This is a genomic window from Flavobacterium arabinosi, assembly GCF_048158725.1.
GTDB lineage: Bacteria > Bacteroidota > Bacteroidia > Flavobacteriales > Flavobacteriaceae > Flavobacterium > Flavobacterium arabinosi.
This window is the reverse complement of record NZ_JBLNKX010000009.1, coordinates 1-22230: the sequence shown is the minus strand read 5'-3', so window position 1 is coordinate 22230 and position 22230 is coordinate 1. Positions and strand designations below refer to the sequence as shown.

At 32.6% G+C, this 22230-nt stretch carries 18 protein-coding genes; 9 read left to right on the top strand and 9 right to left on the bottom strand.

What is annotated here, in order from left to right:
- Positions 1 to 23: 23 nt before the first annotated feature.
- The 7 genes from ACM55K_RS15745 to bglX all read left to right on the top strand — a co-directional run bounded on the left by ACM55K_RS15745 (position 24) and on the right by bglX (position 12872).
- Positions 24 to 2768 carry a LuxR C-terminal-related transcriptional regulator gene (locus tag ACM55K_RS15745; RefSeq protein WP_416851226.1) on the top strand — a complete coding sequence of 915 codons (2745 nt, stop codon included), beginning with the start codon at positions 24 to 26 and terminating at the stop codon, positions 2766 to 2768.
- A 242-nt stretch (positions 2769 to 3010) separates the two neighbouring features.
- Positions 3011 to 6019 (top strand): SusC/RagA family TonB-linked outer membrane protein, encoded by a 3009-nt coding sequence (locus tag ACM55K_RS15740; protein WP_416851225.1) that lies wholly within the window; start codon positions 3011 to 3013, stop codon positions 6017 to 6019.
- 4 nt (positions 6020 to 6023) lie between these two features.
- On the top strand, positions 6024 to 7478 hold the full coding sequence (locus tag ACM55K_RS15735; RefSeq protein WP_416851224.1) for a RagB/SusD family nutrient uptake outer membrane protein: 1455 nt from the start codon (positions 6024 to 6026) through the stop codon (positions 7476 to 7478).
- Between the two features lie 17 nt (positions 7479 to 7495).
- On the top strand, positions 7496 to 8398 hold the full coding sequence (locus ACM55K_RS15730) for a LamG domain-containing protein (RefSeq protein WP_416851223.1): 903 nt from the start codon (positions 7496 to 7498) through the stop codon (positions 8396 to 8398).
- A 76-nt stretch (positions 8399 to 8474) separates the two neighbouring features.
- Entirely contained in the window at positions 8475 to 9863 is a 1389-nt protein-coding gene (locus ACM55K_RS15725) for a glucoamylase family protein (RefSeq protein ID WP_416851222.1), read from the top strand.
- Between the two features lie 6 nt (positions 9864 to 9869).
- A complete protein-coding gene (locus ACM55K_RS15720; RefSeq protein ID WP_416851221.1) occupies positions 9870 to 10568 on the top strand; it encodes a carboxylesterase family protein in 699 nt (232 codons plus the stop codon).
- A 3-nt stretch (positions 10569 to 10571) separates the two neighbouring features.
- On the top strand, positions 10572 to 12872 hold the full coding sequence (bglX, locus tag ACM55K_RS15715; protein ID WP_416851220.1) for a beta-glucosidase BglX: 2301 nt from the start codon (positions 10572 to 10574) through the stop codon (positions 12870 to 12872).
- A gap of 157 nt (positions 12873 to 13029) precedes the next feature.
- On the opposite strand, the gene ACM55K_RS15710 is transcribed toward bglX, so the two are convergent.
- The 4 genes from ACM55K_RS15710 to ACM55K_RS15695 form a co-directional block, all read right to left on the bottom strand.
- On the bottom strand, positions 13030 to 14121 hold the full coding sequence (locus ACM55K_RS15710; protein ID WP_416851219.1) for a PAS domain-containing sensor histidine kinase: 1092 nt from the start codon (positions 14119 to 14121) through the stop codon (positions 13030 to 13032).
- A 232-nt stretch (positions 14122 to 14353) separates the two neighbouring features.
- Positions 14354 to 15199 (bottom strand): hypothetical protein, encoded by an 846-nt coding sequence (locus ACM55K_RS15705; RefSeq protein WP_416851218.1) that lies wholly within the window; start codon positions 15197 to 15199, stop codon positions 14354 to 14356.
- 21 nt (positions 15200 to 15220) lie between these two features.
- Positions 15221 to 16039: a 3-deoxy-8-phosphooctulonate synthase gene (kdsA, locus tag ACM55K_RS15700; RefSeq protein ID WP_416851217.1), complete on the bottom strand. Its 819-nt coding sequence runs from the start codon at positions 16037 to 16039 to the stop codon at positions 15221 to 15223.
- 148 nt (positions 16040 to 16187) lie between these two features.
- Positions 16188 to 16640 (bottom strand): 2-dehydro-3-deoxyphosphooctonate aldolase, encoded by a 453-nt coding sequence (locus ACM55K_RS15695; RefSeq protein ID WP_416851216.1) that lies wholly within the window; start codon positions 16638 to 16640, stop codon positions 16188 to 16190.
- Positions 16641 to 16834: 194 nt separating this feature from the next.
- On the opposite strand from ACM55K_RS15695, the gene ACM55K_RS15690 reads away from it, so the two are divergent.
- Positions 16835 to 17392 carry a YeeE/YedE family protein gene (locus tag ACM55K_RS15690; RefSeq protein WP_416851215.1) on the top strand — a complete coding sequence of 186 codons (558 nt, stop codon included), beginning with the start codon at positions 16835 to 16837 and terminating at the stop codon, positions 17390 to 17392.
- A gap of 3 nt (positions 17393 to 17395) precedes the next feature.
- Positions 17396 to 17809 carry a DUF6691 family protein gene (locus ACM55K_RS15685; protein WP_416851214.1) on the top strand — a complete coding sequence of 138 codons (414 nt, stop codon included), beginning with the start codon at positions 17396 to 17398 and terminating at the stop codon, positions 17807 to 17809.
- Between the two features lie 41 nt (positions 17810 to 17850).
- On the opposite strand, the gene ACM55K_RS15680 is transcribed toward ACM55K_RS15685, so the two are convergent.
- From ACM55K_RS15680 to ACM55K_RS15660, 5 genes are all read right to left on the bottom strand, one after another.
- Entirely contained in the window at positions 17851 to 18522 is a 672-nt protein-coding gene (locus ACM55K_RS15680) for a lysoplasmalogenase (RefSeq protein ID WP_416851213.1), read from the bottom strand.
- Between the two features lie 15 nt (positions 18523 to 18537).
- Entirely contained in the window at positions 18538 to 19803 is a 1266-nt protein-coding gene (locus ACM55K_RS15675; RefSeq protein WP_416851212.1) for a sterol desaturase family protein, read from the bottom strand.
- A gap of 94 nt (positions 19804 to 19897) precedes the next feature.
- Positions 19898 to 20173: an ATP-dependent Clp protease adaptor ClpS gene (locus tag ACM55K_RS15670; protein ID WP_416851211.1), complete on the bottom strand. Its 276-nt coding sequence runs from the start codon at positions 20171 to 20173 to the stop codon at positions 19898 to 19900.
- Positions 20174 to 20219: 46 nt separating this feature from the next.
- Positions 20220 to 21053 carry a 50S ribosomal protein L11 methyltransferase gene (gene prmA, locus ACM55K_RS15665; RefSeq protein WP_416851210.1) on the bottom strand — a complete coding sequence of 278 codons (834 nt, stop codon included), beginning with the start codon at positions 21051 to 21053 and terminating at the stop codon, positions 20220 to 20222.
- Between the two features lie 124 nt (positions 21054 to 21177).
- Positions 21178 to 21978 carry a hypothetical protein gene (locus ACM55K_RS15660; protein WP_416851209.1) on the bottom strand — a complete coding sequence of 267 codons (801 nt, stop codon included), beginning with the start codon at positions 21976 to 21978 and terminating at the stop codon, positions 21178 to 21180.
- Positions 21979 to 22230 lie beyond the last annotated feature (252 nt).

Below are 22230 nucleotides of genomic sequence, written 5' to 3'. Positions count from 1 at the left end.
ATTTGGACATAAAACGCCACATTTTGAAAGCAAGAATTACATTCATAATCCTATTCTATTTTTTTTCGTTCCAACTTTATTCTCAAGAGTTACTTCCTTTCGTAGAAAATTACAGCAAGTCTAATTATCAGGGTGATAACCAGATTTGGAATGTAGCACAAGGAAATGATGATGCCATGTATTTTGCCAATAATTATTATTTGTTGCGATATGATGGTGTAAAATGGGAGAAATATACGTTACCTAACAAAACAATCATTCGTTCCATAATGGTCGACGGCGACAAGATTTATTCTGGTTCGTATAAAGAATTTGGGTATTGGTTTCGAAAAAAAGGAAAGATGTATTATGTTTCAATTTCCAAAGGCAATAAGGCTTTTGATGAAAAAAATAATGAAGAAATTTGGAAAATATTTAAGTTTAACAACAAAATTTACTTTCAGTCCTTTAATGGGATTTTTCTTTTTGACGGAAAAGTAATTAAGGAAATAAAGTTCTCTTTTCTTATTTCCTATTGCTTTATCGTAGACAATCAGCTTTTGATTGCTTCAGTTGAGAAAGGGATTTATAAAATGAATAATGGGCATATAGAAAAAGTAAAGGGATGGTCAATCTTAGAAAACAATGTCATTCATGCTATTCAAAAACACCAAGGCAAAACGTATTTTTTTACTAAAAAGAATGGTGTTTATGTTCTGGAAAATGGCAAGTTGATTCCTTGGAAAAATCCATTAAATGACATTTTGAAAGTTGCAAACATCAATGTTGCCCAGTTCATAAAAAACAATAAACTAATAATAGGAACAGCAAATAAAGGGGTTTATGTTCTGGATTTGAATGATGGTTCTTATAAAAACATCAATAGAAACAATGTCTTGATGAACAATTCGATTTTAAGTATTGGCCAAGATAAAGAGAACGATTTATGGCTGGGACTGGATAATGGAATTGCGCATATTGAAGTGAATTCACCCATTTCTATTTTTTACGACAGTTCGGGAATTTTAGGCTCCGTTTATTCTGTTGCCAGCACTCCAAAAGGCTATTTAATGGCTTCTAATCATGGAGTTTTTAAATATGAGGACAAGCAACTTTCACTGATTCCCAATACACAAGGTCAAGCTTGGAATATCAGTAAAATAAATAATAAATACCTAATAGGTCACAACGAAGGAACTTTTATTTATGATAATGGATTGTTCTATAAATTAAGTACTATAAATGGAGGTTGGAATTTGGCAAAAAGCAGCATTAATAATTCCTATTTACAAGCTACTTATAGCGGTGTAATCATTTATAATGATGCTAATGATTTGAATCAAAAGATAGTTATAAAAGGAATAATGAAACCTATTAAATATGTGGCGCAAAATAGGAAAAATGAAATATGGGCTGCGGATAATAACAGAGGCTTGTATCGAATTCTGTATAATGATGCGTACGAAACTACCACTATTGTAAATGTTTCCCAACGCAGTAAAATCGATAATGATTTTGGTGTGAAAATATTTGAGTTCAGAAATGAAATCCTTTTCTTGATACACAAATCTTGGTATACTTATAATTCAATCACCAATCAATTGGAAGGGAATGAATTGTTTAATTCCAATTTCAAAAACGTCTCTGATATAGTTGCTATTGACGAAAACAACTTTATGGTACTTGAAAATGGACTTTTGTATCAGGTTTTTGCCAATGATAATAAATTCATTAAGAACAGTATTCAGGAGAAATATTATAAAGGAAAAATAATCAATGACAATTTGAAAGTGTTTAAGAATAACGACAGTTATCTTTTGAATCTGGATGACGGTTTTATTTCTCTTGAATTAAAATATAAAAATAAACCTAAAACCAATATAAAGATCGAAGCTTTTAATGATACTATTTTGGTGGAAAATAAATCAAAAATCAATCATAATTCAGATCTTAAAATAAACGTAATATCCGGAATTTATGGTGCGACAAGACCTGATTTATTTTATAAAATAAATGAGATAAAAGAATTTATTCCTATAAAAGAAGGATTGATTATTTTGAATAACCTCAATAGTGGTTCTCATGATGTAACTATTTATGGTAACGATGGCTTGCATTATGATAAAGTTTCCAGTTTTCAATTCATGGTGGCAAAGGCATGGTATTTTTCTTTTTGGATGATTTTTGTATACCTGATTTTAATAGGAATGGTATTGTATCTTTATTATAAATGGAATAATATGAAATATATTCAGAAACTGAAATTACGGGAAGAAGAATTAAAGCATCAAAAGAAAATTCTGGAAATGGAATTAAAAGCCGAAAACGAGTTAAATGTTCAAGAATATGAAAAACACATTCTTGAATTGGAATTGCAATCAAAATCATCTGAAGTTGCGGGTAAATCACTTTCGATTGCCAAGCAAAGTGAAATGATAGAGAATATCCAGGGGATTTTAGATTCTGAAGCAGATTTCAACAAACTAAAAAGCGAGATAAAAAAAGCCATAAAAATCAATTCGGTCAACAAGCATGAATGGGAAACATTTGAATCAAACTTGAATCAAATTCATAATGAGTTTATAATTAATCTTTCTAAAAAATTCCCAATCCTTACTTCCAAGGATATTAAGCTTTGCATTTACCTAAAAATGAATCTTTCTTCAAAAGAAATTGCACCAATGATGAACATTTCTTTCAGAGGTGTTGAACTGCATCGTTATCGATTAAGAAAGAAATTAAATCTTACTCAGGAAGAAAACCTTTCTAAATTTTTATTAACTATATAAAATAACTTGTATTTTTATATATAATATATTATTTCAGTTATTTTTTTAGGAAATTACAATACATCATTACTACATCATACCGATGTAGTACAGTACTTCTTTACCTTTCTTAGGGGCTTTAAAACATAGATTTCTTATCTGGTTTCAATGTTTTGATGTATTTATGTAGTAACTCCATTATGGTTACTATAACGTTGTAATTATCTAATTTGGTCCCACTAACTTTAACAAATTATTAATATATGAGAAATTTTATTTTTAGCTTTTTAGCACTCATTCTACTTCCGGCGTATATGTCTGGTCAAGTAATTAAGGGAAAAGTATTGGATAAGAGTGGAATTGGAATTCCTGGAGCAATGATTTTTGCTGTTGATTCTAAGACTTCAGCTGATACTGATTTTGACGGTAATTTTAATATCAATGCCAAAGTAGGAGAGGTATTGAAAATTAGCATGGTAGGTTTTGATGCCATATCAGTCAATGCATTGTCTGGTGCTATGAACATCACTTTAAAAGAATCCAAAGACACTGAATTAAAAGAAGTGGTTGTTATTGGGTACGGAACTAGAAAAAAGATTGATAATACCACCGCAATTACCTCATTAAAAGCAGAAGAAATATCTAAAACCAAAGTTTTGAATGCTTCGCAAGCCATACAAGGTAAAGCTGCCGGAGTTCAAGTAATTTCTTCAGACTTGCCGGGAAGTACACCTTCTGTTGTTATTAGAGGTTTAGGAACTGCATTAGGAGGAAGAACTCCTTTATTTATTGTGGATGGGATGCCTACAGAGAACATTAATAACATCAATACTAATGATATTACATCATATGAGATATTGAAAGATGCTTCTTCGCTAGCAATCTATGGAACCAGAGCTGCAAATGGGGTAATCATTATTACGACCAAAAAAGGGAAAGGCGATAAGGTTTCTGTAGAATTTGAAAGCTTTGCAGGTTTTAGAGAGCCTTTGAAAAAAGTAAAAATGGCGGGAAGTAATAAATATTCCCATTATTCGAATGCAGCCTTACAAACGACTACTTTTTCACAAGATCAACCGGTTAATACGGATTGGTTTGATGCCATTACAAGAAAAGGATCGTATACTCAAAATAACGTTTCAGTTTCCGGGGGTACGGAGAATATAAAATATTTCTTTAGTATTGGAAATTATCAGGAGAAAGCAATTCTTAATGGTTTAGATTACAGTCGTACTACTTTTAGAAATAACAACGAATACAAAATTTCTAAAAAACTGACTTTAAATCAAAACTTCAGTTTTGGTTCAACAAATTCTTCTCCAAAACCATTGAGTGCCTTTACAAATGCGTACAAGCAATCTCCAATAGTTCCTGTTCGTTTTTCTAATGGACAATATGGTGTGTCATACGTAGGAAGCGATGGTTTTGCTGGAACAGCAGGTTCTTCCTTTAATAATGTTGGTAATCCTGTTGCTCAATTAGACTACTTTAATGAACAACAACGCAGTATTACATTACAAGGTGGTTTAAAATTAGATTATGAAATTGTAAAATCGTTAAAATTCACTTCCCAGTTTAACGGAGAATATTATAGTTGGAAAAATTATAATTTTGAAGATACAAAGGCTATTTGGCAAACGAATAATAATCCAGGTCAGTTAGCTACAATTATGTATCCTTCAGATAAGAATATTAACTTATTGACAAAAGGCAGAAACCAATATTTCAATTGGAATCTATCCAATTACATTACTTATAATAAAGTATTTGGTGATATCCATGATGTTGAAGTAACCGGAGGTATTGAAACTTCTATCAAAGGAGCAAGAGAACAATTGACGGTTGCCAGAAAAAATGTAAATGCAAATGCTAATTATTGGTCTTTAAAAGACGTTGATTATGTAGGAACGGTTACTAGTTATAAAGATGAAATTTTTAATGAAAATAAAATAGCTTCTTATTTCGGTCGTTTCCAATATAAATTAATGGACAGATACTTGTTTACAGGTACAATTAGACGTGATGGTTCATCAAATTTTGGTAAAGACTATCGTTGGGGAACTTTTCCTGCCTTTGGTTTAGGATGGGTTGTTACCAAAGAAGATTTTATGGCTAATGTAAAAGGAATCAATTTATTAAAATTAAGAGGAGGTTGGGGTAAATTAGGAAACCAAAATGTTCCACTTAATAATCAAGCGTATAGTTCAGGTCTTAGTTATTATTTAGGAGGTTCTATATTGAACGAGGGTACTACTATCAATTCTCAAGTAGATCCAAGTTTATCATGGGAAATTACCGAGGAAACTTCTGGAGGTATCGATTTTGAATTGTTGAACAACAGATTAAAAGGTTCATTTGATGTGTATGATAAAACAACAACAAATGTTATTTTAAATACAAAACCTTATATGACTTCAGGTATAAGTAATTCTTCACCAGCCCATGTTGGGGAAGTATCTAATAAAGGATATGAAGTTGCTTTACGTTGGGATGATAAACTAACTGACAATTTGAGTTACTGGATTGGAGGTAATTTTTCTAATAACAAAAATGAATTGACAGGTTTGAAAGATGCTACGCTTGCGCCAATTACTGGCGGAGATTTAGCAAATGGGCAATGGACAAAACTATTAGATAATACTTCTGTAGGGAGACCATTAGGTAGTTTCTATATGTATGAATATGCTGGTTTTGATGCTGCAAATGGTAAGATGTTATATTATACTGCAACAGGTGCCAAAGTGACTCAAGATGCTTTAGATGCTAATAAAGATAAAAAATATGTTGGTTCAATTTTACCTAATTCTACTTATGGTGTTACTTTAGGCGTGAACTATAAAAACTTTGATTTATCAGTTGACGGATACGGTACTTCTGGAGCAAAAGTGTATAATGGTAAAAAAGCACAACGCTTTAGCGGAGAAAATGTAGAAGAATCATTGGCTACCAATTTCTGGACTGCAAATAATACTACGGCTACAAATCCTGGACCTTTTAATTTAGTTCCTGTAGCTTCTACTTATTATTTAGAATCAGGCGATTTCTTTAGAATTAACAATATTTCGCTTGGATATAAAATTCCATTAAAAGGAGAATTTTTGAATTCTTGCAGAGTATATGTGAATGCAATAAATCCATTTATTACTCAAAAATTCTCAGGTTTTTCTCCTGAATTAAATGGTAATGGCGATCCTTATGGAACACAAGGTATTGAGTTGGATGCATACCCAACATTAAGATCATTCGTTATCGGTGCTAATTTAAAATTTTAATACAATGAAAAAGATATATATATCAATTTTTGCGCTATCCGCATACTTTTTCTCTGGATGTTCAAACGACTATTTAGATGCAGATCAAACAGAATCTATTTCTACGAAAGATATAGCATTGTTCAACAATGATGCAGGAGCAGCTACTTTTGTAACGGCAATCTATAGTAAATTCTTGGATTGGAACATGACTTCATTTTCTTGGATTGGGTTGTCAAGTATTGCCTCTGATGATGCCGACAAAGGATCTTCTCCGGGAGATACAGGTTCAGATAAAGATTTAATGGACGCCTTAACATACAATGCTTCAACTCCATCAACAAGTGAGATTTTTGCAGCTAATTATGAGGGGATTAACAGATGCAATCAAGCATTAAGTATTGTTCCGCAATTAGACCAAGCTAATCCAGCTTTACGCGCCAGATTATTAGGTGAAGCTAAATTTTTAAGAGCTTTTATGTATTTTACTTTGGTAAAAACGTACGGTGGTGTGCCAATTGTAGATCATTTGCCAAATCCATCTTCTGATGAAGACAGAATCATGCAATTAACACGCAAAACAAGTGCTGAAGTTTATGCTTTTATCGAAAGTGATTTGAATGATGCTATTGCGGCATTGCCAAACAAATCAGAATATGCTGCTGCTGAAAAAGGAAGAGCTTCAAAAGGAGCTGCTTATGCATTATTGGCAAAAGTAAATTTATACCAAAAAAACTGGCAGAAAGTAGTGGACAACTGTAATTTGATTACAGGATATTCTATTGTTCCAAATTATGCTTCTATGTTTAGATTAGCTGGAGAAAATGATGCTGAATCTATTTTTGAAATTCAAGGTACTGGCTCAGTTCCTGCTAAAGGAATCTCAGGATATTCCAATACACAAGGTGCTCGTGGTGCTGGTGGATGGGGTTGGGGTTTCAATACACCATCTCAAAGTTTAGTAAATGCTTATGAAGCTGGTGATGTTAGAAAAAATGCAACAATCATTTTTGCAGGAACCACTTTATACGATGGTAGAGTTGTACCAACAACTGTTGAAAATCCTAGATACAATTTTAAAGCGTATTCTTCTGCTTTCACAGATGGTTGGGAAACCGATGTGAATATCAAATATTTGAGATATGCTGAAGTAATACTAATGAAAGCGGAAGCATTAAACGAATTAAACCAGACTCCTGCTGCTATTCCTTTGTTGAACCAAATCAGAACTAGAGCTGGATTAGGGAATACAACTGCAGTATCTCAAGGAGATGTTAGAACAGCAATCTGGAAAGAAAGAAGAGTTGAAATGGCATTCGAACACGATAGATTCTTTGATTTAGTAAGAACTGGTCAAGCAGTTGCTGCGTTTGCTATTGATGGTAAAACATTTGTTGCCGGTAAACATGAATTGTTTCCATTACCGCAAGCATTCATTACGCAAGCAAACGGATTATCAATACAAAATCTGGGTTATTAATTTAAAAAAACAGTAAAATGAAAAAAAATAAATATATTTTCTTATTTGCTTCTGTTCTGGCTTCTCAATTTTTTGTGAGCTGTAATGAGGACAGTATAGATAAAGTAAACAGCTCAATTCCTTATGAGTCAATTGGAGGTTATGAAAACTCAGATGATGTTGCTGCCAGTAATTTGATTGCTAAATTTAGTTTTGAGAATACTATTTCGGATTCAAAAAATGGAATAACTGGTGGAGTTGGAACAAATGTGACTTATGGAACTGGAATCAAAGGGCAAGCCTATAAAGGATCTTCAAATTCTTTTATTGCTTATAGTACAGTAGCAAGTTCTTTGGTAGATGTAAAAAGCATTACAGTTTCTATGTGGATCAATACGAATCCGCATACAGGAGGAGCACAATCGTTATTTATGCTACCAAAAACTACAGATTTTTGGGGAAATATTTTCTCCTTGATTGAAGGTACAGGTCCAGCAACTACTATGTTAATGAAAAATCATCTTCAAAAAGATGTCACACCCAGTATTGCTTGGTCAGGTCAGTTTATAGAACACAGTGGTGCCAACGTTTTAGCTAATATGTTTGGAACTTGGAAACATGTAGTATGGACGTATAGTGGAACAAGTTCTACTTACAGTATGTACATTGATGGAAAAAAGCTTGATTTGCCTGCTTCAATAGCAAAACGATATGCAAGCGATCCTCTTACTGGTGGAGTTGGTTATGGTGAACTCGCTAATTCGAATGTTTCTAAATTCATTATTGGTGGATTTCAACAACATTTAGGGACTCCTTGGGGTGCTGCTGATGGTTGGATGCTGAATTATACAGGTTTAATGGACGAGTTTAGAATTTATAAAACAGCACTTTCTGACAATGAAGTTGTTGCTTTATATAAATTGGAAAAAGATAACAGATAAAGATTTATTGACACACCTAGTTTGCATAAAACTAGGTGTGTATTTTTTAACTATTAATCCTATTATTTTTATAAAGATGAAAAACGGTTTATACATAATGTTTTTTTTAATTTTTTTAAATTCTTGTTCGTCTTCATCACCTGGAGGAAATAGTGGTACTGGCACGCCATTACCAACAACTCCTACAACTCCTGTACCTGTTTTAACAGATACTGAAGCTATGGATCAAGTTCAAAAAGATGCTATCAAATATTTTTGGGATTATGCTGAAACCAATTCAAAATTAGCAAGAGAGCGTTACCTAACTGATGATCCAAGTTTTGAAGCTAATATAGTTACAACTGGAGGTTCAGGTTTTGGGTTGATGTCAATTGTAGTTGGTGTAGAGCGGGGATTTGTTAATAGAAGCGAAGCTATTTCCAGACTTACAACTGCTTTGACTTTTCTTGAAAATGCGGAACGTTTTCATGGTGCATGGCCGCATTGGATAAATGGAAAAACAGGTAAAGTAATTCCTTTTGGAACGAAAGATAATGGAGGGGATTTAGTAGAAACTTCTTTTTTATGTCAGGGTTTATTAACCGTTAGAGAATATTTCAAAAACGGAACTACTGCAGAACAAGCTTTAGCCACTAAAGCAGATAATTTATGGAAAGGTGTAGAGTGGGATTGGTATACTAAAGGCGAAAATGCGTTATACTGGCATTGGTCACCTACTTACGGTTGGGAAATGAATTTTAAATTGGAAGGATACAACGAATGTTTGATTACCTATATAATGGGTGCTGCGTCCCCTACACATCCTATTCCGGCTGCAGCATATCACCAAGCTTGGGCAAGAAATGGTGCAATCGTAAATGGCGGTTCACAATACGGAATTCCAGTGCTATTTAATTATAATGGAGCAACAGGAAATGTAGGTCCTATGTTTTGGGCACATTATTCTTATTTAGGTTTAGATCCTACTAACTTGACGGATCAATATGCGGATTATTGGGCATTAACCCAAAATCATGCAAAAATAATGAACAAATATTGCATTGCTAATCCACGTCAATGGAAGGATTATTCTGAAAAATGTTGGGGATTAACAGCGAGTTATTCTCGTAATAATGATGGATCTACCGGATATTCAGCGCATCAACCTAATAATGATTTAGGAGTGATTTCACCAACAGCAGCATTATCTTCTTTTCCTTATACGCCAGCAGAATCAATGAAATTTTTGCATTATTTATATGATGAGAAAAGGAGTTCTTTAGTGGGAATTGCGGGACCTTATGATGCTTTTTCTCCGCATTATAATTGGGTAACACCACGATATTTAGCAATCGATCAAGGTACAATTGCCCCAATGGTTGAAAATTATCGTACCGGTTTATTATGGAAATTATTTATGAATGCGCCAGAGGTAAAACAAGGTTTAGTGAAACTTGGTTTTCATTCCGGGAAATATAATTTTTAGGGAATTATGAATTGTAAAATCATAATAATTGCCTTTTTATTTTCATGGAATGCCTTTTCACAATCGGAGGTAAACGGAAAAATGAAAATCGAAATCGTGCAAAAACACGAAATGGGTTATGCATTACATATTCCGGCGAATACTAAAGATAAAAAGCCTTTAATTATTTTTCTTCATGGTTCAGGTGAAAAAGGAACTGATATCGAAAAAGTAAAAATTCATGGGCCTTTTAAATACATCAAAAACCACGAACTCGATGCCTATATTTTGGCACCACAATGTCCTGAAAACGAAGAATGGAATAATGAAGTATTGTATCGTTTGATTTTAAAAATTCAAAAAGAAAACAATATAGATTCAAACCGAATTTACCTTACCGGATTGAGTTTAGGCGGTTGGGGAACTTGGAATCTGGCTTTTGCTCATCCTGATATGTTTGCTGCAATAGTTCCAATTTCGGGATTTGTAGATTTGATTCAATTAGAAGAAGCGTGTAAAATTGCGGCAATTCCAACTCGTGTTTTTCACGGTTTGATGGATGATGTTGTGAATCCAGATTATGCAATTGCCATTTATAAAGAACTAAAAAAGTGTAATGGCAATGTCGAACTAACCATTTTTGATGATGCAGGTCACGACAGTTGGTCAAGAGTATATGACAACCAGGAAATTTATGATTGGATGTTTAAACAAATAAACAAATAAAAAATGAAAATTAAACTAATTATACTTCTCTTAGGCTTTTCGCTTTTTGGCTACAGCCAAAAAAAGACAGCTAAAAAGACGGTTAAAATTAAACCCAAAACCGAATTTGTATCCGAATTATTGTCGAAAATGACTTTGGAGGAGAAAATAGGGCAATTGAATTTGCCTACTTCGGGAGATATTACAACTGGTGCAGCCAATAGTTCTAATGTGGCTAAAAATATTGAAGAAGGTAAAGTAGGTGGGTTATTCAATATCAAGTCTGTTCAGAAAATTAAAGAAGTACAAAAGATAGCAGTCGAAAAAAGCCGATTGAAAATCCCATTACTTTTTGGAATGGATGTTATTCATGGTTATGAAACGACTTTTCCTATTCCGCTTGGATTGTCTTGTACTTGGGACATGAAACTGATTGAAAGGAGTGCTCAAATTGCAGCCCAAGAAGCCAGTGCCGATGGAATTAACTGGACTTTTTCTCCTATGGTTGATATTTCTCGTGATCCGCGTTGGGGTAGAGTTTCAGAAGGTTCTGGTGAAGATCCGTTTTTGGGAAGCCAAATTGCCAAAGCAATGGTTCATGGGTATCAACAAGATGATTTATCAAAGAATAATACCATTTTATCCTGTGTGAAACATTTTGCGTTGTATGGTGCGCCGGAAGCGGGACGCGATTACAATACCGTTGATATGAGCAGAATAAAAATGTACAATGATTATTTTCCTCCATACAAAGCGGCTGTTGATGCTGGTGTAGGTTCAGTTATGGCATCGTTTAATGAAATTGATGGAATTCCTGCAACTGGAAATAAATGGTTAATGACTGATGTTTTGAGAAAACAATGGGGTTTTAAAGGTTTTGTGGTTACTGATTTTACAGGAATTCCTGAAATGATAGAACACGGAATGGGAGATTTACAAACCGTTTCTGCGTTAGCTCTAAATGCCGGAGTTGAAATGGATATGGTAGGTGAAGGTTTTCTTTCCACTTTAAAGAGATCATTGGATGAAAAAAAGGTAAGCATAGAGCAAATTGATAATGCGGTTCGACTTATTTTGAATGCCAAATATGATTTAGGATTGTTTCAAGATCCTTATAAATATTGTGATGAAAAAAGAGCAAAAACGGAGATTTTTACGAATAGTAATAGAGCTGAAGCCAGAAAAATCGCTGCTCAATCTTTGGTTTTACTTAAAAACCAAAACCAGTTACTTCCTTTGAAAAAATCAGGAACTGTGGCCGTGATTGGGCCATTGGCTGACGCCAAAGAAAACATGGCGGGTACTTGGAGTGTTGCAACTAACATGCAAACATCGATTTCATTAGTAGCCGGAATCAATGAAGTTGTTGGAAATAGTACAAAAGTGCTTTACGCAAAAGGAAGTAATCTGGATTATGATGCGGCTTTTGAAGAAAAAGCGACCATGTTTGGTAAAACCTTGCATCGAGACAGTAGAACTAAGGAAGAATTATTGGCAGAAGCTTTGAAAATTGCCAATCAATCCGATGTGATTATTGCAGCTCTTGGTGAATCTGCGGAAATGAGTGGAGAAAGCAGCAGCCGTACCAATTTAGAAATTCCACAGGCTCAAAAAGATTTGTTGCAGGAATTGCTTAAAACTGGAAAACCGGTGGTTTTAGTATTATTTACTGGGCGTCCATTAGTTTTAGTTCAGGAAAATGCAACTGTTCCAGCGATATTGAATACATGGTTTGCAGGAAGTGAAGCAGGAAGCGCCATTGCTGACGTTTTGTTTGGCAATGAAAATCCTTCGGGAAAATTGACTGCTACTTTCCCTAGAAGTGTAGGGCAAGTGCCTATTTATTATAATCAAAAAAATACAGGAAGACCATTAGGGAACAAAGAAGGAAAGTTTGAAAAATTCAGATCTAATTATATCGACGAAAGAAATGAGCCTTTATTTCCTTTTGGTTTTGGATTGAGTTATACCACATTCGATTATTCGAACCTGAAGATTTCATCGGATAAAATGAATTTTAACGAAAAAGTAAACGTTACCGTTGATGTTACAAATACCGGAAATTATGATGGTAAAGAAGTGGTTCAATTGTATATAAGAGATTTAGTAGGTTCTGTTACAAGACCTATAAAAGAGCTGAAAGGATTTCAAAAAATCGCTGTTAAAAAAGGAGAAAAACAAACTGTAACTTTCGAAATTTCCGTTGAAGAGTTGAAGTTTTATAATTCTGATTTACAATTTATTGCTGAACCGGGTGCGTTTCAAATTTTTGTTGGCACTAATTCTAATGCAGAGAAGAAAGTTAGTTTGGAGTTGATTAAATAAATTTGGTTTGTTTATTTAGTGACGACCCTTCGGTATTTATATCGAAGGGTTTTTTTTGACCAAAAGAAATGAAATTGTGTACTGGTTTTAAATAGCTTTTTTTATTATCCAAATCTAAAAAACATCAAAATCAATTAGTTAGGAAGGAGTAAGGTTCTCAATCTTTAAAAGAAATTATGAATTTTACGCCTTCATTAATTTTACTTTCTACTTCAATACGCCCACCTAAATTAGTGATATGATTATAAATTAGGTAAAGCCCGATGCCATTACTATCAATATGATCGTGAAATTTTTGGTGCAATCCAAAAATTTTGTCACGTACTTTGTCCATATCAAAACCCAATCCATTATCAGAATAAATTAACTGACAGATTCCGTTTACTTTTTTAGAAACAATAGAAACGGAAGGTAAAGTTTCCAGTTTTGAGTATTTTATTGAATTTGTGATCAAGTTTAAGAATATGCTTTTTAGGTATTCTTTATTAAAATGAATGTCAGTAAGCTCTGAAAAATCAATATTAATTTTGATTTTTGAGTTTCCTATTAAAGAATTTATAGAAAGTAATACTTCATTTAAATTTTCATTCAAATTTAATTTTTCAATAGGAGCATTTAATTCCTCTTTATGAATTAATTCGTCTACTGAGTTTTTTAAAGTTTGTCTTAAACGCTCTGTTGTTGTTTTTAGAATAGTTATAAATTCAAGTGTTTCTTCATCATTAATTTTAGAAATATCAATGAGATCAAACACGGATAGCAAATTATTCACAGGAGACTTCAAATCATGAGAAGTTGTGTATGATAAATGCTTGAGGTCTTTATTAATTTTTGTCAGATTTGCCAGAAGTAAGTTTCGTTCTTCTTCGATTCTTTTCTTATGTGTTATGTTTTTAGCAATAGCATAAACTAATTTTTCTTCTTCAACAGGCATTGATGTCCAAGACAACCATACAATCTCTCCACTTTTAGTTAAGTATCGATTTTCAAAATTTAAAAGCGGTTTATTTTTATATACTTGTTCTCTGGTTTCGATTGTGATTTTAAGGTCTGGTGCGTAAACAAAACTACTAATGGGGTTAGCATATAATTCTTCATCTGAATAACCTAATAATTTTGAAACAGCAGGATTTATTCTCTTAAAATAGCCATCAAATCCTGCAATACAAATAAAATCAGCTGAGATATTAAAAAAATTATCGAAGTGATATTCTCCATCTGAATCAGGATTTCTTTTTTTTATTGTCATTGAGTTTAAAAATTATTTGTTATTCGGATTTTAGACAAATACAAATTTTATGAATTGTTGAATTTTAGAAGAAACCATATTAGCCAAATTTAGCTAATAATTATTTATAATAAAACAATGGTGTAAACAAATTTAAATTAAATGTATTGCTATAATTTAAATAAAATAGGGGTTAAGCAAAACGAGGCTGTCATTTTACTGACAACCTCGTTTTGTATTATTTGAACACTATTTATATTTTGAAAATTCCTCCAAAAGCGATTATTCTTTGTAGAAAGAAAAAATCTTGAGAGGCGCTATCTTCAGGATTTTGAGTCGTTCTAATATCCTGCATGTTGATATAGCCACCTTTTAATTCTCCTTGAACATAAAAATGTTTAAAGAAAGTAATATTCAAACCAGCTTTCAAAGAAGTTCCATAACCAGAAACATGAAAGTCGTCATGACGTGGCTTTCCTAAAAGTGTCGTATTTGTTTTTGGATATAATAGACCAATACCACCACCTTCGGTTAAATTAATTTGGATTTTATCTGTATTTCTAATTTTGAATACTGACGAAATATCATCATGTCTTGAAAATTCAGTATTTACATAATTTAGTCCATCTGTATGTTCATAAAGTAAGAAACTTTCAGTCATAACAGTAGGTGTATTGTTGTAAACCCCATCATAAGGTGCGTTTCCGGTAATCGTACCAGTCATGTTCAGCGTTTGATCTTGTGTCATCACATATTTCATGTGATCTACTCCAATGCCAATGCTGTAATGGTCATTTATGAAATACCCCATTCTAAAATTAGTTTGGGGAATAGTCATTTTTGACGGATTGATATAATCTACATGCCAACCTTTTGGTTTGTCATGAGCAACCATATTATCGAGAGTGAAATTATAATCTTTACCTCGAAAAGTCACATCAGATTTAGTGTAATTATCTCTATTTCCACCCCATGATACAAAGAATTTTCCTTTGTTATGAGCCGTATATTTATTTTGTAATTTAATTTGTTCTTGAGCGGATGCGTTTATTGAAAAAATTATAATTGAGAATGCGGAATATAAAAAAAAATGTTTCAAAGAATTGGGGGGAGCTAAGTTTTAAAATGTATTTATAGTTTTTCTTATTGCGACTAATTTGGTCATTAAACCTTCAAAATAATCTAAATGTAGCATATTAGCTCCATCACTTTTAGCGTTAGCCGGATCAAAATGAGTTTCGATAAAAATCCCATCCACACCTACAGCAATTCCTGCTTTGGCAACGGTTTCAATCATATCAGGTCTTCCGCCAGTTACTCCTGCCGTTTGGTTGGGTTGTTGTAGCGAATGCGTAACATCAAGAACAGTAGTTGCATATTGTTGCATCGTAGGAATACCTCTAAAATCAACAATCATATCTTGGTAGCCAAACATAGTTCCACGATCCGTAACCATTACGTTTTGATTATTACAGTCTAAAACTTTTTGTACGGCATGTTTCATGCTTTCAGGACTCATAAATTGTCCTTTTTTCAAGTTTACCACTTTTCCGGTATTGGCAGCAGCCATAACCAAATCAGTTTGACGAACAAGAAAAGCAGGAATTTGCAACACATCTACATATTGTGCAGCCATTTCGGCATCTTCATTAGTATGGATATCAGTTACGGTAGGAACATTAAAAGTTTCAGAGACTTTTCTAAGGATTTTTAATGCTTTTTCGTCTCCAATTCCAGAAAAACTGTCAATTCTAGAGCGATTAGCTTTCTTAAAAGAACCTTTAAATACAAATGGAATTTCTAGTTTATCCGTGATACCAATTAATTTTTCGGCAATACGCATCGCCATTTCTTCCCCTTCAATGGCACAAGGACCCGCAAGTAAAAAGAAGTTGCCACTATCAGTATGTTTGATCAGTGGAATATGTTGTATGTTCATAATTTATTTTTTGAAAGTGCAAAGATAATTAGAAATAATGATTTAGTATTTTTTTGGAGCTATTTCCTGCTATTCGTTGCAATCTTTTCTTAAAAAAAGAAAAGGATTTCCACTGCTATCAGGGCTAGGTCATTCGTGTTTTATTTAATTATTTTTTTAAACTAAGACCAACAGGTACCATTAAAATTCCTTTTTCATAAATATTCAAATAGAGTTTTATAGGTTTTTTTTGTCCGTCCCATTTTAGTTCATATACATCCAGAAAACCCGCACCTAAATCTGTTCTTTTTGTTGGGAAAGGGCAGCAGCTTTCTAATTTTGTAAAAGTGATTTTTTCTCCTTTAGGTCCAGTCAAAGCATTCAAAAAACGTTCCTGATTGATCGTTTCGTTTGCTGTGTTTCTGTAAAAAATATTGATTGGATAATCTTGATCGTAACCATATTTTTTATCTTTACTGAATGCTGTTATTACAAAAGTATTTTCATTTGTAAGTGTGAGAGCAGGTGCATTGTCATCTACGTTTTTCAAGGTAGATTGGGTGCTAACACAAGAAGCATTAAGTAGTATTAATAAAGCGATAAAAGGAAGTGTTTTTTTCATGTTTTAATTAATTTTTTGGTAATATTAACAGCAATTATAATACCATTACCCGCTTAAAGAGCTACAAATATAAACAGAACTTTAAAGCCTATTACAATAACAAATATTAATTTATTTGACAGTTTTTTACTATTGTAATTTTTCTTACATAGATTGAATAATTTGCTTTATATATTTGCATAAAATTTATAAATATGGATATTATTTTTCAAACTTGGACTTGGTATGTTTCCGGATTTTTGATAGGCATGATTATGCTTTGTCTAATTTATTTTGGGAAGACTTTTGGTATGTCTTCAAATCTACGATCACTTTGTGCAATGACAGGAATCGGAAAAAAAGTATCTTTTTTTGATTTCGATTGGAAAGAACAGCGATGGAATCTATTAGTAGTAGTAGGTGTGATGTTAGGTGGATTTGTAGCCGTGCATTATATGAGTGACCCCTCTAATGTGTCAATTAACTCTAAAACTATCGCGCAATTAGTACAACTGGGAATCGATGCTCCAAACGGAAAATTAATGCCAGATGCACTTTTTGGTACGCAAATTTGGCAATCTCCCAAAAGCATTTTTATTCTTATAATTGGTGGAATTTTAATAGGTTTTGGCTCTCGTTATGCTGGAGGCTGTACCTCAGGACATGCTATATCGGGCTTAAGTAATTTACAACTTCCATCTTTGAAAGCGGTTATAGGTTTTTTTGTTGGAGGATTGATTATGGCTCATTTTTTATTACCCTTAATTTTTTAGAATATGAACGTATTAAAATATTTATTAGTTGGATTTGTTTTCGGAATTGTACTTACAAAATCAGAAGCGGTTTCATGGTATCGCATTTATGAAATGTTTCAATTTCAATCCTTTCACATGTATGGAATTATTTCCGTTGCTATTTTGACAGGAGTAATTGGCATCCAAATCATAAAAAGGAAAAATTTAAAAGATATAAAAGGACAGCCAATTGAAATTCTGGATAAAGAAAAAGGTTCTTCCCGTTATTTGATTGGCGGATTATTTTTTGGGTTGGGTTGGGCACTCGTTGGTTCTTGTCCGGGTCCTATATTTATTCTACTTGGCGCTGGTTTTTGGAGTGTACTTTTAGTGCTGTTTGGAGCTTTGTTGGGTACCTTTATTTATGGTTTATTAAAAGATAAATTACCTCATTAATTCCACTAAAATTTAAATAGCATTTTCTGTAAAAGGAAATGCTATTTTTTTCTGTTTAATTTTAAAATACCAACTACAATAAAGTATTGTGCAAGTAGGTACGTTGCCATTATAAGAAATGAACTGAAAATGATGGGTTCATAAAATTTATTGAAAGCAAGAATACTATCTGAACTTACAAAAATAACCGCACCTAGTAATATATAAGTCCCAGCAGGTTTACTCCATTTTAAATACCCTTTAAATGCAAATAAAAGCATTGTAGATAGAACGATAGCATAAGCCAAAACCGGTATTTTTAAATCGCCTAAAGTTGGTAATAATAGTAAAAACATTACTACTAAATATACAATAATAGCTGTGATACCTACCCAGAAAATAGCTTTGTTTCTGAATGAATTTATCCTTAATTGTTTGCTGAACAAAATAATATAAGCAATGTGCGAAATCAGAAATGCTACCAATCCAATTATGAAATATATTTCAGCTTTGTAAGCAAACATTAAAACGATATCTCCCATCCAAGAAAAAGTCAAGGCTATTGAAAGAAATTTTTTTGATGGAAAGTCTCCACAAAAATAAACAGCCAATATAAGAAAAGGGATCAAAAAAGGTTTTATAAACCACGAAATGTCTTCTCTTCCCAAAATAATTAATAAAAGATAAACGAAACTGATTCCAATATAGGCTTTAAAAGATAAGGTACTTCTCATGAATTGTTTTTAAGATTATGCCACTTCTACTGTTTCTTTTTCGAAATTTACACTTACAAAGTAGACTGTGGCTATTAAGGATAACGTAAGATATCCAATAATGATATAATTTGCATAAGGGTAAAGTTGATTCATTGAAAACCAGTCCCCAAAATAAGCAATAATAGCTATTCCAAAAGCAAATCGGAGAATTTCCCAAAATATTGAAATTTTCCGCGCATCCATTAATTCAGTGTAGCTATAGACAGTTACAAAAATAAACGCTCCATATATAAACACATTGGGTAAACCTATTATGGCAATGGAGTTATATAAATAGCTGATAAATAATAAAGTAATTATAGCTTGAATCATGGACCAAAGCATCAGTTTTTTAGAATGTTTAGTACCATATTTTTCAAAAGCATAAACATCTTTAATTTTGTGTACAGGATATTTTTCTTCAAAATTTTCTGGACGCCATCCCGTTGGTTTAAACCAAATGGTGAATTTGTCTTTCCAGTTTTCGGCGCGCCAAGCATCGGTTATCAGTAGCCAAAGATGCTGAAAATTAATGCGAATAGGATTCCAGGTTTGTGCGGGTCTTGTGATTCCAAAAACTGGTGGAACTGATGCTAATTCTTCTTGAAATGTTCCAAATAATTTATCCCAAATTATAAATATTTGGGAATGATTTTTATCCATATATTCTGGATTAATAGCATGATGCACCCGATGGTGAGAAGGCGAAACCAAGATGTTCTCCAGAAAACCAATTTTTTTAATATGCTTGGTATGATACCAAAATTGAAGAAATAAATGAATAGGAAGTGTAATCGCAATTACTTTTGAGGGAACTCCTAATAGCGCTGCAGGAATCAGCAAAAAGGTAAATAAATTCACAAAACTGGATATGGGCTGACGTAAAGCACAAGCTAAATTAAACTCTTCACTACTATGATGAATGGCATGCTTATTCCATAAAAAATTAATTTGATGCGAAAAACGATGACTCCAATAACCATAAAAATCAATAGCTATGAAACCAATAATATAGGCAAGAACGGTAGGTTCTAAATGAAAAATAGCTATTTTTGAAGCGATCCAATCGTAAGAAATAAGGGTGATACTAAGCCCTAAAACGTCCTTTACGGAGTTGACCATTCCAGAACTTACGCTTGAAACAGAATCCATGTTAGGAGCTGTATCTTCTCCTTTATAATGACCATATATTTTTTCTATTATGATTAATATCAAAAAAATAGGCATTACAAAAACTAAAATTTTTCCGTATTCTACCATAAAAGCCTGTTGTGTTGTTCAAATATATAATAAAAGTATATATTTTTTGAATTATTTGTAATAATTCTATAACAGGCTGTGAATTTAAATACGGTTAAATAATTTCAGCGCTTAAACCAGCTTCCAATAGTTTGGTACACTGCGGTTTTAGCTTATTATAGGGACCTGTTTTTACAGTGCATTTTCCGTTGTAATGAACAATTAACGAACATTGTTCCGCTTGTTCTGCAGAATGATTACAAACACGTATTAAAGTTTCTATAACATGGTCAAAGGTGTTTACATCATCATTATAGACAATAATTTCGTTATCTATCGATACAATTTCTTTTACACTGACTCTTTCTCTTACTTTTTCTTTAGTACTCATTTTGTAGGCTTTTTGTACTTGTATTATTAATAAAAAAAATAATTAACTAATTTACGTATTTTAAAGAAACCCAGTTGTTTCTTTCGAATTTTTTAACATAAGTTAAACCTTTTTCCGTGCAGGAAGCATCAATAAATGGAATGTCTTCTAAATAGAAACCACTTAAAAGTAACGTCCCTTTTGGATTCAAACAATTCACGTAACTTTGCATATCGTTCAACAAAATGTTTCTATTGATGTTAGCAATTATCAAATCATATTTTTTGTCTTTCAACAAAGCTGCATCACCTTCATAAACTGTAATATGTTCACAATTATTGCGTTCCCCATTTTCAATTGAATTCAAATAACACCAATTGTCAATATCAATGGCATCGATTGGTTGAGCTCCTTTCATTTCGGCAAGAATAGCCAAAATTGCTGTTCCGCAACCCATATCAAGTGCTTTTAAGCCAGTAACATCGATTTCCAATAAATGTTGGATCATCATATGTGTAGTCTCGTGATGACCGGTTCCAAAACTCATTTTTGGTTCGATTACAATATCAAATTCGGCATCCGTTTTTGGGTGAAAAGGAGCACGTACATGACAATTTCCATCTACATCAATCGGTTCAAAATTCTTTTCCCATTCCTCATTCCAGTTCACTTGCTCTATTTCTTCGAAAGTATAGTCAATTTTAAATTCCTCCGATTCTAAAATTTGAATATTGTCAAGAATCATTTCGTCCCATAAATCCTTTTGCACAAAAGCAGAAACACCCGTTTCGGTTTCGGTAAAACTTTCAAAAGCTTTTTCTCCTAATTGGGCAATTAATATTTCTGAACCTAGTTCTTTTGGTTCTATGGTAAAATGATATCCGATATAAATGTTTGACATTGTATTTTTTTTTGCAAAGATAAGGAAATATTCAAGTAAATTTTAAACAAGGCATCATAAACCATAAGGCTTGACGCAATAAATTATTACAAATAGTAGGAGAAAAAGACGCTGTTTGATTTTTTTATATGAACTTGTTGATCGCAATTTTAAGGTCATGAATTGGTTTTAATGAAATCTCTGTTCCACTCTCCCCATTTTGGGAATAATCGAATGGATTATCAAGGTCTTTGATTAACATAAACATATAAGAAATTAAAAACGTAACTACTAATGTAAAAAATAGTGAAGCATAAAAAGGCTCGATTTTTATAATTAAGAGACAGCATCCGATTAAAAAGCCCATTGCTTCCAGAATTGCATAAGCTGAACCAATGAATTCTGTGTCTCTGATGGTATCGATTCTCAATATCATTTTTCGAAGATTATTTTGTTCATTCTTCATTTTAATGATATACCCCGCTTGAATTCCTTCTTTATCGAGCTCAATAAAAAAATGATTCATATCACTTATTTTTTCTAATATTGATACGGTTTTTTCATTTTTGTAAAACCAATCAACAAGGGAATTGTAAAAGGTTTTTTGTAATTCCATAAATTCGAGAGCTGTTGGAGTATTTTTGCTTTTATAAATAGTGTAAGTGTCATCAAATAATGATTTCATGGATGCTGAAAGTTCACTGGGCAATTTTTCACTCTCCTTATAATCGGATAGTACACCGCTAATTAAAAAACCGATAAGGAATATGGTTCCAGCCACTAAACTTGTAAAAAGTGCATTTAATTCAATTACTTCTAATCCATAATGATGGGAAAGAATTTTTAATGTTGCTATTAAAATGATTAAGGGGATTATTCGGATTGCAATGGACCATTTTTTCCAAATTTTCCTTCCTGATTTTTTAATTAAACCTTCTGATTCCATTGTTTTTGTATTGTATTTTCTGAAATATTTATTTGTGACTATTCTACAACTAAATAGAAATCATTTTGTTGTTACCAAGTCAAAAATAGACTGAGTTAAAAAGTAAGATTTGAAATAGTTTTGTTTATTTCTAAATTTGTCCCGTCCTGAAATAGTGATACACAAAAAGTATCCTTATGGAAAAACAAGAAGAACCACGCTATTTAAAGCGCACCCAAAAAGACTATTCGATGTTTTTTAAATTGCAAATTG